This is a genomic window from Streptomyces sp. NPDC059355 (assembly GCF_042752335.1).
Lineage (GTDB): Bacteria > Actinomycetota > Actinomycetes > Streptomycetales > Streptomycetaceae > Streptomyces.
Genome location: NZ_JBHYXN010000002.1, coordinates 25,293 through 37,588 on the forward strand (window position 1 = coordinate 25,293; position 12,296 = coordinate 37,588).

12 protein-coding genes and 1 pseudogene are annotated in these 12,296 nt (G+C 69.7%); 4 read left to right on the top strand and 9 right to left on the bottom strand.

The window, feature by feature from the left end; genetic code table 11:
* Positions 1-95: 95 nt before the first annotated feature.
* Positions 96-1,145, bottom strand: coding sequence for a hypothetical protein (locus ACFXGI_RS02130; protein WP_384701926.1), 1,050 nt, complete (start codon positions 1,143-1,145; stop codon positions 96-98).
* Between the two features lie 332 nt (positions 1,146-1,477).
* Here ACFXGI_RS02130 and ACFXGI_RS02135 point away from each other — a divergent pair.
* Both ACFXGI_RS02135 and ACFXGI_RS02140 read left to right on the top strand, forming a co-directional pair.
* Positions 1,478-1,528: pseudogene (locus tag ACFXGI_RS02135) on the top strand (hypothetical protein); the annotation flags it as partial.
* Between the two features lie 125 nt (positions 1,529-1,653).
* Entirely contained in the window at positions 1,654-1,977 is a 324-nt protein-coding gene (locus ACFXGI_RS02140) for a DUF6000 family protein (RefSeq protein WP_384702678.1), read from the top strand.
* An 822-nt stretch (positions 1,978-2,799) separates the two neighbouring features.
* Here ACFXGI_RS02140 and ACFXGI_RS02145 read toward each other — a convergent pair.
* Positions 2,800-3,597 carry an alpha/beta fold hydrolase gene (locus ACFXGI_RS02145; RefSeq protein ID WP_384701929.1) on the bottom strand — a complete coding sequence of 266 codons (798 nt, stop codon included), beginning with the start codon at positions 3,595-3,597 and terminating at the stop codon, positions 2,800-2,802.
* Positions 3,598-3,659: 62 nt separating this feature from the next.
* Here ACFXGI_RS02145 and ACFXGI_RS02150 point away from each other — a divergent pair, with 62 nt between their 5' ends.
* The gene (locus ACFXGI_RS02150; RefSeq protein ID WP_384701932.1) at positions 3,660-4,085 is read left to right on the top strand and encodes a MarR family winged helix-turn-helix transcriptional regulator; all 426 of its coding nucleotides are present in this window, start codon (positions 3,660-3,662) and stop codon (positions 4,083-4,085) included.
* A 333-nt stretch (positions 4,086-4,418) separates the two neighbouring features.
* Here the strand turns inward: ACFXGI_RS02150 and ACFXGI_RS02155 are convergent, their stop codons facing one another.
* The 6 genes from ACFXGI_RS02155 to ACFXGI_RS02180 form a co-directional block, all read right to left on the bottom strand.
* A complete protein-coding gene (locus ACFXGI_RS02155; protein WP_384701935.1) occupies positions 4,419-4,622 on the bottom strand; it encodes a hypothetical protein in 204 nt (67 codons plus the stop codon).
* An 807-nt stretch (positions 4,623-5,429) separates the two neighbouring features.
* Positions 5,430-6,314: an ABC transporter permease gene (locus ACFXGI_RS02160; RefSeq protein ID WP_384701938.1), complete on the bottom strand. Its 885-nt coding sequence runs from the start codon at positions 6,312-6,314 to the stop codon at positions 5,430-5,432.
* Entirely contained in the window at positions 6,311-6,940 is a 630-nt protein-coding gene (locus ACFXGI_RS02165; protein ID WP_384701941.1) for an ABC transporter ATP-binding protein, read from the bottom strand. The genes ACFXGI_RS02160 and ACFXGI_RS02165 overlap by 4 nt, the downstream gene beginning before the upstream one ends.
* A gap of 63 nt (positions 6,941-7,003) precedes the next feature.
* On the bottom strand, positions 7,004-8,296 hold the full coding sequence (locus ACFXGI_RS02170; RefSeq protein ID WP_384701944.1) for a cytochrome P450: 1,293 nt from the start codon (positions 8,294-8,296) through the stop codon (positions 7,004-7,006).
* 44 nt (positions 8,297-8,340) lie between these two features.
* Positions 8,341-9,567 (bottom strand): beta-ketoacyl-[acyl-carrier-protein] synthase family protein, encoded by a 1,227-nt coding sequence (locus ACFXGI_RS02175; RefSeq protein ID WP_384701947.1) that lies wholly within the window; start codon positions 9,565-9,567, stop codon positions 8,341-8,343.
* Positions 9,558-9,839 (bottom strand): acyl carrier protein, encoded by a 282-nt coding sequence (locus tag ACFXGI_RS02180; RefSeq protein WP_384701950.1) that lies wholly within the window; start codon positions 9,837-9,839, stop codon positions 9,558-9,560. Before ACFXGI_RS02180 ends, ACFXGI_RS02175 begins: the two co-directional genes overlap by 10 nt.
* A 492-nt stretch (positions 9,840-10,331) precedes the next feature.
* On the opposite strand from ACFXGI_RS02180, the gene ACFXGI_RS02185 reads away from it, so the two are divergent.
* Positions 10,332-11,246, top strand: coding sequence for an alpha/beta fold hydrolase (locus ACFXGI_RS02185; RefSeq protein WP_384701953.1), 915 nt, complete (start codon positions 10,332-10,334; stop codon positions 11,244-11,246).
* Between the two features lie 754 nt (positions 11,247-12,000).
* Here the strand turns inward: ACFXGI_RS02185 and ACFXGI_RS02190 are convergent.
* A complete protein-coding gene (locus ACFXGI_RS02190; RefSeq protein WP_019072426.1) occupies positions 12,001-12,204 on the bottom strand; it encodes a cold-shock protein in 204 nt (67 codons plus the stop codon).
* Between the last annotated feature and the right edge of the window lie 92 nt (positions 12,205-12,296).

Genomic DNA, 12,296 nt, shown 5'->3' on the forward strand with positions numbered 1-12,296 from the left:
GGAGGGCGAGATACGTCCTACACCTGGCATGCCGCGACGATCACCGATCGTCAGCCCCTACGACAACCCGCCTTCAAGGAATCAGTAGCGGGGATTCAACTGGCCGCAGACGGTCGCTCTGGGTTGACACTCATCGGGCAGGCGGGACGCGTCCGGAGCCAGTACGAGTGGGCCGCTGCGGTCAGGGCGATGCCGTAGGCGGCGAAGGCGACCATCCCGATCCATCCGACCAGCATGGCGTCGCCCGAGGAATGGAAGTCGCCGCGCCGGATCGTCAGCACGCCGGCTGTGGCCAGGGTCAGGTATCCGGCCCCCACAACGCCGTAGGGGGCGAGCGTAGCGGCGCCGAGCAGAGCCGGGGCGAGCGGGAGCCAGCGTGGTACCCGGCGGCCGCGCAGGAACAGCGTCCAGCGCGGGAAGACCTGTCCCCACGGGCGGACCAGGCCCCACAGCAGGAAGACGCCGAGCGCGGCCAGCAGCGCGGTGGGGTCCAGGCCCCAGGACTCCAGGGTGAGGAAGATCCCCGAGGCGCCGTTGCGCTCCGAGGCCGCGAGCATCTCCTCACCGGTGATCCCCGCGAACGTGCCGCCGGACGCCCAGACCAGCTTCATCGCCGCGTAGGGGACAAAGGCCAGCGTCCCTGTCCAGGCGGCGCGCTGGACGAGCCGAGGTGCAGCGGACGGCTCGCGTACGGCAGTCCCGCCGGGCCGGCGGTCGGAGCGGGCCGTGGCCGCGAGCAGGACTGCCCCGACCGCCGCCAGGGCCCTGTTCGCAGCAGAGGCCAGGCTGTCCACTCCCTGACCGAGCGTCAGCGTGATCGCATCCATCAGCAGGCTGAACGCGGTGATCCCGGCCAGCCCACAGACCATCCAGAGCAGCACCCGCAGCGCTGGCCGCAGCCCGTACAAGACCACCGCTCCGCTGACCACCGTAGCCAGCGCGCCCAGCGCCACGACTGCCCAACCCAGCCCGGAGGCGCCTGAGTCACCGCCGTGGGAGAGCAAGGAGATCCCGCTCAGCGCGCACACCAGGCCGAAGCCGGCATACAGCACCGCCCACAGCATCGTTGCCCGGGCCACCCAGCACGGCCATCGCTGCCACCAGGCGCTCGAGCGCGCCTTCATCGTCCGTTCAACACCGGTCATGCTCTGAACCTCGCATCGGCCACGACTGGACGGCATCGGCCGCCGAAACGATCCCCCTCCCCCAACCGGGTGAGTGACCCCTGAGGCCTAGGAATGAGCCACAGAGAGTGACGGCTCAACCGGCCGTCCGCGGGACATCTGGACCGGCCGCCGTCAGGCGCCGCTCCCGCTCCTGGATCACCGCAGGCGTATTGCGCCCCACGCCCTCATCAGCGTGCTTGTCGCGAGAGGATGGTGTGGTGATCCGGCACGACCCTGAGACACAGGCTCTGTTCCGCCGCTGTTGCGCTCCCGCGCACCGCTACCTGAAGCTCGGCGGAGCGGTACTCCGCATGTCGCGCGAGGAGTACGAGCCGTTCGTTCATGCCCTGGCCGCTGATGCGAATGCTGCCTCCGACGCCGAGCTCACCGTCCTCTTCGAAGGCAGCCGGCGTGAGCGACGGGACCGCGGCATGGCTCGCCGCCGTCTCGCGCCCGTGATCACTTCCACGAGCGTCTGCGAGCACTGCTGCCGGCGAGCGAGGTCTGCTGCGCAGGCGGGGCCTACTGTGTGGCGCTGGCGAGCTTCGGCACCGCACGGGACGCCGACCTGCTCGCCGCATACCTGGATCGATGCCTGCGCCTCCCCGACCTCGCCTACGACCGGCCCACAGCCATGGGCGCCCTCGCGCACACCGACTCCGTCCTGCACGGCGACGCCTGCGCGACCTCAAGTGTCAGCCGCAGCGAGTCGGTGGATGGTGGATCTCCAGGTCGCACCAGAACAACCGGCAGAGGTTGCGGGCGATGGAACGCAGCGAGACGTGATCGAGCTCGGGAGCCCGCTCGGTGAAGTACTCGACCAGCAGGTCACGGACGGCCCGGCACTCGATGGCGTACGCGTCGACGATCTGCTCGACGCTGCGGCGGCCTTCGATGCGTAGCCGGCAGCCTGCACGGAGGCGGGGTCGGCGTAGTCCCGCTGAGTGTCGCCCTCAGGGCGTCATCCCTCTCCGCCGCCTCTGCCCGCAGCACTACGGCGTGCGCTTCCATGCCCGCACGGTCGTCAGCGGCCCATTGCTGGCGAGTTCGGTACGAGCCTGGGCGAGCGTCACGGTGCGTCGTGTCCCGTATGCGTACGATTCTGCGGCCTTCAGGAAGGCGGCGTAGGCGTCCCTCCGGTGCTGTCGGCGGACTGCGTCCATGGGACCGCGGTGAGCTCCGTGGCCTTGGTGACGTCCTGCCATGTAGGCCGCAAAAGCGGCCACCAGCGCGGTCGGACTTGCGATGACAACGGCTATCACCTGTGGGTCCATGACGGAGGTCATGCAGTAGCCGAGCTCGGCGAGTCAGAGCAACGCCGCGACCGCCTCGGCCCCGACCAACTCGCCGCCCTCGCCCGCCTCGGTGTGGACTGGGCTGCCGCATGACGAGGGGGCGGCCCGGCACGAGCCTCCCTTCGCCTTCGACGCTGCTCCGTCAGTGCCCGGGAGTCGGCTCCCCGGTTGCCGGGGGCTGCGAGGGCGGTCGCTCTTCTTTCGTAGAGCCGTCGCCCAATCCGAACAGGAACGCCGGCAAACCAAACAGGCAGCTCCGGCCGTCAGGGCGACGACCGTGTCAGCCCCCGAGGACGGCCAGGGAGCCCTCGGCATCGACCACCGGAGTGGTGCTCAGATCAACCCCCGACAGAACCAGCAGCCGTCTTGCGCAGGTAACCGTCGATCGCGGCAAAGGTCGCTTCCGGCTGTTCCAGCTGCGGCAGGTGGCCTGCCCTGGGGATGACCTGGAGCCGACCGTTTTTGAAGGCCTCGGCGTACCCGGCGCCGTAGGCGGGAGTGACGATGCGGTCGCTCTCACCCCAGAGCACGAGAGCGGGGACGTCTACACGCCGCAGACGGCGGAGCAGCTTCGGGTCGTGCATGTAGGGGTCACCGGCGAGGACGCTCAGGGTGGCCATGTTGCCCTGCTGCAGGGCGGCTTGTTCGGCGGGGAGCAGGTCGGGGTCTCGGTAGAAGCGGGCCGAGTCGTGCCAGGCGTACTCGGCCACGCCACGGGCGTCGAGGGCGGAGAAGTCCCTGATCGGCTCGGCCTCGACGTGGATGCCGACGGGGTCGATCAGGACGAGCCCGGTGATGATTCCCGCGGTGTCCCGTAGGGCCATCTCCGCTGCGGTCCAGCCGCCGATCGAGGAGCCGACGACCAGGATGTCGCGCAGTCCGCGATCTTGGAGGTAGTGCAGGTAGGCAAGGGCGAGATCGTCGATGCCGGTCAGCCACGGCGGGCGGTGGGTACCGTCCCATCCCGGGTGTACCGGAGTGATGGCGTGCGCGGTCTGGGCGAGATGGGAGGCAAGTCCGGCGACCGTGGCCGGTCCCCCGCCGCCGTGAAGGATCAGGCAGGGCCTGCCACTGCCGGCTTCGGTCAGGGTGAGGGGCAGGTCCGGGTACAGGGTGACGCTCATGTTCGAAGGCATGCCCAGGACTCTAACTAAGCTTGTTTATATAAACAAGCTTAGTTGTGTCGTAGACTCTGCTCATGCCAGATGAACTGCAGGTCCTCGGAAGAGCGGTGAAGCAGGCCCAGTACAGGCAGCACCGCGCTCTGGACAGCCGCCTCACCGCTGCCGGCACGACGCTGGCCCAGTGGGACGCCCTCCGCGCGATCAGCCGTGCGCCCGGGTCGCCGGCCCGGGCCCTGGCCGCGGCGACATTCCAGAGCGAGCAGGCCTTCGGCACGCTCGCCGGCCGACTGACAGCCCTGGGCCTGATCGACCGCAGGCCCGGCACTGGCCGCCGCATCGAGCACCATCTCACCGCCGCCGGCGAAGAGGTCCTCAATACCGGACACCGGATCGCCGACGAGGTCCTGACCGCCTGCTACTCCACCCTGTCCCCGGCCGAGCGCACCACGCTGCTCGATCTGCTCCAGCGCGTCGTCGACGGCAACGAACTTCCGGGGTGACTGCGGCTCCGGGAAACCATGGAGGGGCGGTTCCCAAAGGGAAGGCTGAGGTGCGTGATGACGGAGTCGGACAATGCCCTCACCATCCGCCATGTCGTGGAATGGCCGATGTAGGCCCGCCCGACATGCCCAAGTCCGCACCGTGACACGCCGAGACCGAGGGCGGCCTGCGCGCAACCCTGATGCAGGGCTCAGCCGGCCGCCGCAGCCGGCCCGGCACCGAACCGCGGGACGCCGCCGGCGGTCACGCCCCGAAATCCCGCGCGTCGGGAGAAGTCTCGAACATGGGCCTCCCACCTGCTCAGATGCGGCTCACCGCAGGGTGGCATGCAGTCAGGAACCCGTGCGCGATCCAGTTACGAAGGAGGCCGGGGTACGGGCCGCGAGGGCGGCCGCGCCGCAGGCGCCGGCCTCGGGGTCCCAGACCATCAGTTCGCCATCGAGGACCAAGCTGGTCGGAAGCTGGTCCAACGCGGCCACGACCAGGTCGGGGAAGCGGTCCTGCACCAGCGAGCCGCGGCGGATCTGGATCGGCACCCTGCCACCCGGGACGGGCAGGGTGAAGAGCAGGGCACGGCGCCCGTTGAACTCAGCTCATGCGCTGTTCACCGTCAGCGACAGGCGCACGCGGGCCGGTTCACCCTCCCGGGGTGCACCCTTCACCGGCGAAACGCCACTGCAGCCCTGCGTCGGGAGCCCGCGGGAGCCGGGCTCGCGAGGACGCCGGCGATCAGCCGCCTGCCTCCCGTCACGCTCCCGGCCGTACGCCACCTGGCACAGATCGGCGCCGCCGCACGACCGCCGCCCAACTCCTCCACGCCCTACCCCACCACGACCGGCGGCTACGCAGCAGCGGCGCCTGGCGCGGCTTCACCCAGGACGAAAACATCCGCGCAGCCGTCGAGGAAAACTCTTCACCCTCTGCGGATAACGCGCCCATCGCCGGCCGGGTGCACTGCAAGGACCGAGCGCCAAGGCCCTCACCGTCATACGGGACTGGAAGGGAACGGGTCTGGGCCATCCCTCCCGCGCCGATGACGCGATAGGCCAAGACAGATGATCACGGGCCGTCGCTCCGGTCTGGTGCGCGCCGACCCGGCCAGTGCCTCTACCGCATCTCGGGACCTCACGGCAGGAGGATCGGCATGCCATCCGTCCCGCGCCACGATGCATGAGAGACCCGTCATGACGGCTGCTCGGCGGTCGGCGGGTGGAGGGTCATGGTGATCGGGGCGGAGCTCGAAAGGCTGCTGTACACGCGGCCGGCGCCGCAGACCACCGAGCTGCAGCTTCCCGCGCTGCTCAGGTGGGCGAAAGGCTCCAAGTAGAAACGGCCCATCGCAGTCAAGGCGCAGGTGACGGCGCCGGTGTTCGCTTCGGTGGTGTCGCTGCGCCGTCGCTACCCGCTCCGGGCGCCTCTGTGCCGGCATGGACGAGACGTACGACCTGGCTTTTCGGTGGAAGGGCGTTGCGGGTGCGCTGGTGGAAGGTGAGCAGGGCCAGGAGGGCAGTGGCGGTGAACCAGGTGGCCTGTAGGGCGAGGTAGGCCGGGGTGTGGGCGGTGGAGAAGGCGCTCGCGGCGGCGGTCTGGATGGCGCCGTGAGAGGGCAGGTAGTGCACGAGGGGGCTCTCCGCGCTGGAGCTGCGGGCGGGGTTTTGCAAGGTGATGTCGACGACGCTGGTCATCGCGACGGCGAACATGCCCTCGACCTCGCGGCGCAGGACGGATCCGAAGATGACGCCGAGGGCACCGTAGGTCATGGCGCTGCTGAAGAGTGCGGTGGCGAGCTGGAGGGGCTGTCGGGGGGACCATGCCGCGCAGATGAGGGTGGTGGCGTAGACGGCGACGAGGGCCGAGGCCAGGGTGAGGGTGGCGGCTTTGGCCAGCACGAGGTGGGTGCGGGGGTAGCCCGCCAGCGCGAGGCGTTTGTCGAAGCGGCCCCCGGTGAAGGTAGCGGCGAACATCATGAACCCGGTGATCAGGGCGACGACGTTCAGTGCACCGGTGAGCTGCGTCAGCTGGTTCCCGGCCGGGGAGAGGAGCCGGCCGGTGGCGCGCAGGTGGAAGGGGACGGCGGTCCTGGGGATGACGAGGTAGGCCAGGGTGGTCCAGGTGGGGACGAAGGCCACAACCAGGAGCATGGCGAACTTGTTGCGGGAGTGCTCGATCAGGTTGTAGCGGACAGCGGTGGTGAACCAGACCAGGTGCCTTCTGGTGCCGTTGCTCATGCCGCTGCTCCTTCCGGGGTATGTGCGGCGGCGGACATGTGGGGGTGGAGGCGGCCGTCGTTCAGGCGGTAGAGCTGGTCGAGGCGTTCGGCGTCGTAGGCCAGGTGGGAGACCACCAGCACCGAGCGGCCGGCGTCGCGCAGTTGGGCGGCAAGGTCCCAGAACCGCTGGTAGGTGTCCCAGTCGAAGCCCTGGTAGGGCTCGTCCAGCAGCAGCACCTGCGGGTCGTGCATGAGGGCGAGGGTGAGGTTCAGCTTTTGCCGGGTGCCGCCGCTGAGGACCCCGGCGCGGGTGTTCGCGTATTCGGTGAACCGCAGTGCCGCCATGAGCTCTTCGGCGCGTCGCAAGTCTGCGAGTCCGTAGGCGGTCTTGAAGAACTCCAGGTGCTGGCGCACCGTGAGCGCGTCGTTGAGGACCACGTCCTGGGGGCAGTACCCGAACCTGCCGCGGTGGGTCACAGCGCCGCGGCTGGGGCGCAGTTCACCGGAGAGGATCTTCAGCAGGGTCGACTTTCCCGCGCCGTTCTCCCCGACGATCCCGGCCAGGACCCCGGGGGGAAGGTCCAAGTCGATGCCTCGCAGCACAGCATGTCGGCGGTAGGCATGGTGCACATCTGTGACCTGCATGGTCTTCCTTGTCTGGACGTGTTGGCCCGGGTTCGGGGTTCAAGGGCCGCTATGTCTGGCAGGTCACGTCGCGCCACCGGTCTGTGCGATGGCAGCGGCGAGCACTGGACGGGAGCGGGTGATGGGGAGGGTCAGGAAGGTCCGCAGGTTGAGGCCGGGTGTTCGGGTGGCTGGTCCGGCGGTGCGCAGGGCGGGGAAGCGGCGCAGGAGCTCAGGGAGGAATTCGGCTGCGTTCAAGCGGGCCAGGGGCGCGCCGAGGCAGTAGTGGAATCCGGCGCCGAAGGCGAGGTTGCGTTGTGGGGGGCGCTGGAAGTCGAGGGTGTGGGGGTCGCGGAACTGTGCAGGGTCGCGGTTGGCGGCGGCGACCAGGGCGTGGACGAGCGTGCCGGCGGGGACGGCAGTGCCGGCCAGCGTGGTGTCCTGGGTCGGGACACGCACAGCGTTCTGGACGGACGGGTCCCACCGGGTGAGTTCCTCGACGGCCTGGGGCAGGGCTTCGGGATGGGTAGCCAGCCACCGCGCCTGGTCGGGGTGCTTTTCGAAGGCTTGGACGGCGGTGGCGAACAGGGACGAGGTCGTCTCGGCCCCGGCGCCGACAAGGAAGACGATGTGCGCGGCCAGCTCGTCAGGAGGCACCGGCCCCGTGCGTGAGCGTTCGTGCGTCAGCCATTGGGACATCAGGTCGGTGCCAGGTGAGAGCGCACGTGCGTTGAGCAGGGTCATGACGTAGGCGTGGAACTCGGCGGCCGCCGCGTCGGCGACCGCGGTCTGGGCGGGAGTGGCGAAGGGTTCGGTCAGTGCTGCGGTTTCGAGGCTGTAGCGGGCGATGAGGGCCCGGTCCTCGGTGGGCAGGCCGAGGATTTCGCACATCACGGCGACGGGCAGCGCGCGGGCGACCATGTCGATGAAGTCCGCCCGGCCGTACTCGGTGAGTTCGGCGTCCAACCGGTCCAGGTGGGTGCGTACGAGCCTGCGGACGGTGGGGCGCAGGCGTTCCAGCGCGGCGGTGGTGAAGGGGCCGGATTGCAGGCGGCGTGCCTGGCCGTGAGCAGGGGGGTTGAGTCGCGGAAGGGTGAGAAGGACGTTTCTGCTCGGGCCGTCGGTGTCGAGGCCGCGTGCGGCGCGCCACGTGTGGTCGGGCACCTGCCAGATCCGATCAGTGAGGATTTGGAGGCAATCGGCGAAGCCGGTGACCAGAAGCGCGTGCGGGCCGAGGCTCACCACCGGCCCGGCGCGACGGATCTCCTCGTACAGGGGGAAGGGATCCTCACGTCCCTGGCGGGACTGGAGTCTGCGGATGACACCGCGCGGTGCGGGCGGGGCGGCCGAGGGTGCGGTGGGGGTGGCGGTGTCCATGGGCGGCATGCTCCTGTCGTGCGGGCAATGCCCTGTGTTGTGGTCTATGCGGTGGTGAAGGCGAGGACGACGTTGTGGCCGCCGAACCCGAAGGAGTTCGACAACGCAGCCCGGACCGGCTGGCGCGAAGGGGTTTTGGTCACGAGGTTCAGGTCGATGCCGGGGCCGGGGTCCTGAAGGTTGGCTGTGGGCGGAACCGTGGACTGCTGAATCGCCAGGACCGTCAGCGCCGCCTCGACAGCGCCCGACGCACCGAGCAGGTGCCCCAGTACCCCCTTGGTGGAGGTGACCAGCGGCCCGTGGGGCAGCGCCTCGCGGATGACGCGTGCTTCGACCTCATCGTTCAGCACGGTCGAGGTGCCATGGGCGTTGACATGATCGATGTCCGCCGCGGTCAGATGCGCGTCGCGCAGCGCCGCCCGCAGGGCCTGCGACGCACCCACACCCTCAGGGTGGGGGGCGGTGGGATGGTGGGCTTCTGAGGCGGACCCGCAGCCGGCCAGCAGCGCTCGGGGGCGCCGGCCTCTGGCTGCGGCATGCTCAGCCCGTTCCAGCACCAGCGCCGCCGCGCCCTCGGCCATCACAAAGCCGTCCCGGTCGGCGTCGAACGGCCTGGACGCGGCCGTCGGATCCTCGCACCGCTGCGACAGCGTCCCCAGGTTCGCGAACGCCGTCACCGTCAGCGGCGTGTTCGCGGCCTCCGTGCCACCGGTGATCACGATGTCGCACTGTCCGGAGGCGAGGAGGTCGCGGGCCACCACGATGGCCGTCCCACCGGACGCGCAGGCCGTCGACACCACCAAGCCCGGCCCTCGCGCCCCCAAGGCCAGGGCGATCTCACCTGCGGCCGAGTTCGGCGTCATCATCGGGATCATCAGCGGAGAGACACTCTCGGGTCCCTGCCCGATCAGGCGGGCGTGCTGCTTCTCCCAGCTGGCGACACCTCCCATGCCGCACCCGATCACCACCCCTACCCGGGGGCCGTCCCAGTCGGCCGCGAACAGGCCGGCGTCGGCCAGCGCCTCGTGCGCGGCCGCCAGCACGAACTGGACGAACCGGTCCAGCCGGTAAAGGTTCCGGCGCCCCACCACGCTGGAATCGAACTCGCCGACCGAGGCGCAGAAGTCGACCGGCATGCCCGCAAGCCCGGGGTGGGTGGCGGCGGCGGTGGAGGCACCCTCGCAGACCCTGCGCCACGTCGCGTCCACAGAAGACCCGGCGGGGGTGACCATCCCCAGCCCGGTCACGGCGATCTGCTGCCTCACTGACATGCCGCAGCCGCAGATGCCTCGTGGGCGTCGGTCCTGCCGTCGATCCTGCCGTCGATCACTGCGGCAACGTCGCGCAGCGTTGAGCCCTTGCCCACTTCCTGGCCGGTGACCTTCACCCCGAACCGGTCCTGCACGATGGCTGCGAGCTCGGCTGCTGCCAGGGAGTCCAGATCCATGTCGGCCAAGGTGGCATCGGCCCGGATCATCTCCGGCTCGACCTGGAACGTCTCGTCCAGGATGCCGACCAGCGCGTCGTAGACCGTGCCTGCCATAACCCACCTTCCACCTGTGCCGGCCAAGGCCGTCACGCACATTGCGACGTTCTCGTCACACCCCAGCAACTCCCAAAATGATCAAAGAGACACGGTCCGCCGAGAAGCGCGCTGCGCTGTCGGACAGGCCGGTGCAGGCGTGGGCGTGTACTCGTCGATCACGGCGGAGAAGGACCAGCCTCCCTCCGGTGTTTCCCGCTGCGCTCATTGTCCGAGGCGGAAGAGGCAAAACGGGAAGCGGCCGTACACCGGGAGGAGTCACCCCTTAGGCCCATTCATCGCATGATCACAACCCGTTCGTGGCCGCGCTGCCTGCTACAAAGGGAGACCTGACGGCCGACCCCTGGGTGCCCGTTTCCACGAGCGACCGGGCCGCGCCGCTGTCCCCTCCCCGCGGCCCCCAGCACCCTTTTCGGACGTGCTCCGAACCCACGACCCGACACGCACACACGCACACACGCACACACGACCGTAGCGAGGAGCAGAGCAGGCATGGAGCCATGCGACGTCACTACCCGGGTGATCCACAGGCGAGGGCTGGCCTTCGAGGTCGAGACCCGCACGAGCCCCTCGCCGCGCACTGCCCCCGTCTTCGTCGTCCGCGCGGGTGGAGAAGGCGAGTCCACCATCCGCCCCCAGGCCGAGGCGCTGCTGTCTGTGGCCGACATCATCGGTGTACGCATCGCCGGAGTGTCCAACCCCGGGACCCTGCCTGCGCACTGCGGTCTCGGCGATCTTGCGGACGGCCTTGCTGCCGTCCTGGACGAACTCGGCCTGCCCCGGGTGAACGTCCTGGGGACTTCCCACGGAGGAGAGATCGCCTACCGCCTCGCGGTCAGCCACCCGGGCCGCATCGATCGCGTCGTCCTCACAGGAGCCAATGGCCACCGCCCTCGCATGCCCCCCGGCGTCACCCCCGCCATGGCGGCGGCCCGCGCGGAGAGTGACCGGCACGGCGTGGCCGAGGAAATCGTGTCCTCTGTGGTGTGCCTGGACCCCGACCGGCGTGTACGCGGTCGCGCAACCTTGCAGTGGCTCCTCAAGGACCTCTTCAACGGTGCGGATGACAACCACCTCCGCCAGTGGACACGCTGCCTGCAAATGATGTGCGAAGCACCCCTGCCCACCGGAGTGTCAGCCCCTCTCCTAGTGGTCACTGGCGAGCACGACAGCGCCATCCGCCCCGCCGACAGCCGGGCTCTGGCCGCCATGTCGTCCCCCGCCGTGTTCGCCACCATCCAGGAAGCCGACCACTGGGTGTTCCTCACCCGCACCCGCGAACACCTCGACCTGACCCGCAGATTCCTCCTCGACGAGCGTCTGGATCACCTGCCCTACCTCGCCGCACTTGAATGCTTTCCACATCCCAGCACCCATCGGCCCAGCGCTGCCGCCGCAGAGGTCTGACGGCGCGGAACCGGGTCCCGTACCGGAACCACGGCAGTACGTGCGGTGACCGCAGCCGTGGTGACGCTGATCGAACCGGTCGGTGCCGCAGCACTCGCGGTGACCCCGCCGGGTGAACACCTCACCGCCGTGACCATCACAGGCAGCTCTCGGCCGTGGCCGGCCCCTCGCGATAGCCGAATGCCGCCTCACACAGCCCACAGCCCCTTGACCCGCTCGACCTCCGGCCGACCGACCCCTGCGTGGCTCAGCCGACCGCCGCGGCCGGGCCCTCACCTCGTGCAACGACGGTGCAGGGGCACACAGGTCCCGTCGGGCAGGTCACTGCCCGACGTTCGCCCCTCCCTCTCCCCGCACGCGACGGACAAGCGAGGGCTGCCTGTGAGGGCCTCAGTGGGCCTTGGGGCTGTGCGACATGCCGGGCAACGCTCGCGAGCCCTGCGCCCCGGCCCGAACGCGACCAGGGAGTCCGTACGCGTCGCTCGCCGCGGGTGGCGTCCACAGCCAGGCCGCCAGGCCCGGCTTTCGCGCCGAGCCGGCCGTCGGCCCCGCAGTTGTGCCCGGCAGGGGCCGGCGCGCACAGCGTCCCGGTGAAGCCCCGCGGCGCGGCAGACAGTCTCGACATGGATCAGAGCCGCGCAGCAGATGCTGCGCGGCCCTGATCCGGTATCCCTCAAGTCCCGCCGACAATGCAGGCGTCTTCGTCCGGCAGGACTATGGACGCCCGAACGGTCGAGGGGCGGGGTGGGGAGGGTTAGGCCGGGTTGATGTTCTCGGCCTGGGGGCCCTTCTGGCCCTGGGTGACGTCGAACGTCACGGCCTGACCTTCCTGAAGTTCACGGAAGCCCGAGGAGTTGATCGCGGAGTAGTGGGCGAAGACGTCCGGGCCGCCGCCGTCCTGGGCGATGAAGCCGAAACCCTTCTCCGCGTTGAACCACTTCACAGTTCCCGTAGCCATGTTCATGCCTTCCAGTCGACAGAACGCCTCCCACAACGCGGAAGACGGAGGTGATCGCCTTGGTTCCTGCGGCACAGCACAGCAAAACGCCC

What these genes read in the sequence shown, in the direction of transcription:
- ACFXGI_RS02165 (WP_384701941.1), bottom strand. Translation starts at nt 6,940, where the DNA reads ATGCAGGTCACAGATGTGCACCATGCCTACCGCCGACATGCTGTGCTG.
- ACFXGI_RS02175 (WP_384701947.1), bottom strand. Translation starts at nt 9,567, where the DNA reads ATGTCAGTGAGGCAGCAGATCGCCGTGACCGGGCTGGGGATGGTCACC.
- ACFXGI_RS02150 (WP_384701932.1), top strand. Translation starts at nt 3,660, where the DNA reads ATGCCAGATGAACTGCAGGTCCTCGGAAGAGCGGTGAAGCAGGCCCAG.
- ACFXGI_RS02160 (WP_384701938.1), bottom strand. Translation starts at nt 6,314, where the DNA reads ATGAGCAACGGCACCAGAAGGCACCTGGTCTGGTTCACCACCGCTGTC.
- ACFXGI_RS02190 (WP_019072426.1), bottom strand. Translation starts at nt 12,204, where the DNA reads ATGGCTACGGGAACTGTGAAGTGGTTCAACGCGGAGAAGGGTTTCGGC.
- ACFXGI_RS02180 (WP_384701950.1), bottom strand. Translation starts at nt 9,839, where the DNA reads ATGGCAGGCACGGTCTACGACGCGCTGGTCGGCATCCTGGACGAGACG.
- ACFXGI_RS02130 (WP_384701926.1), bottom strand. Translation starts at nt 1,145, where the DNA reads ATGACCGGTGTTGAACGGACGATGAAGGCGCGCTCGAGCGCCTGGTGG.
- ACFXGI_RS02185 (WP_384701953.1), top strand. Translation starts at nt 10,332, where the DNA reads ATGGAGCCATGCGACGTCACTACCCGGGTGATCCACAGGCGAGGGCTG.
- ACFXGI_RS02170 (WP_384701944.1), bottom strand. Translation starts at nt 8,296, where the DNA reads ATGGACACCGCCACCCCCACCGCACCCTCGGCCGCCCCGCCCGCACCG.
- ACFXGI_RS02145 (WP_384701929.1), bottom strand. Translation starts at nt 3,597, where the DNA reads ATGCCTTCGAACATGAGCGTCACCCTGTACCCGGACCTGCCCCTCACC.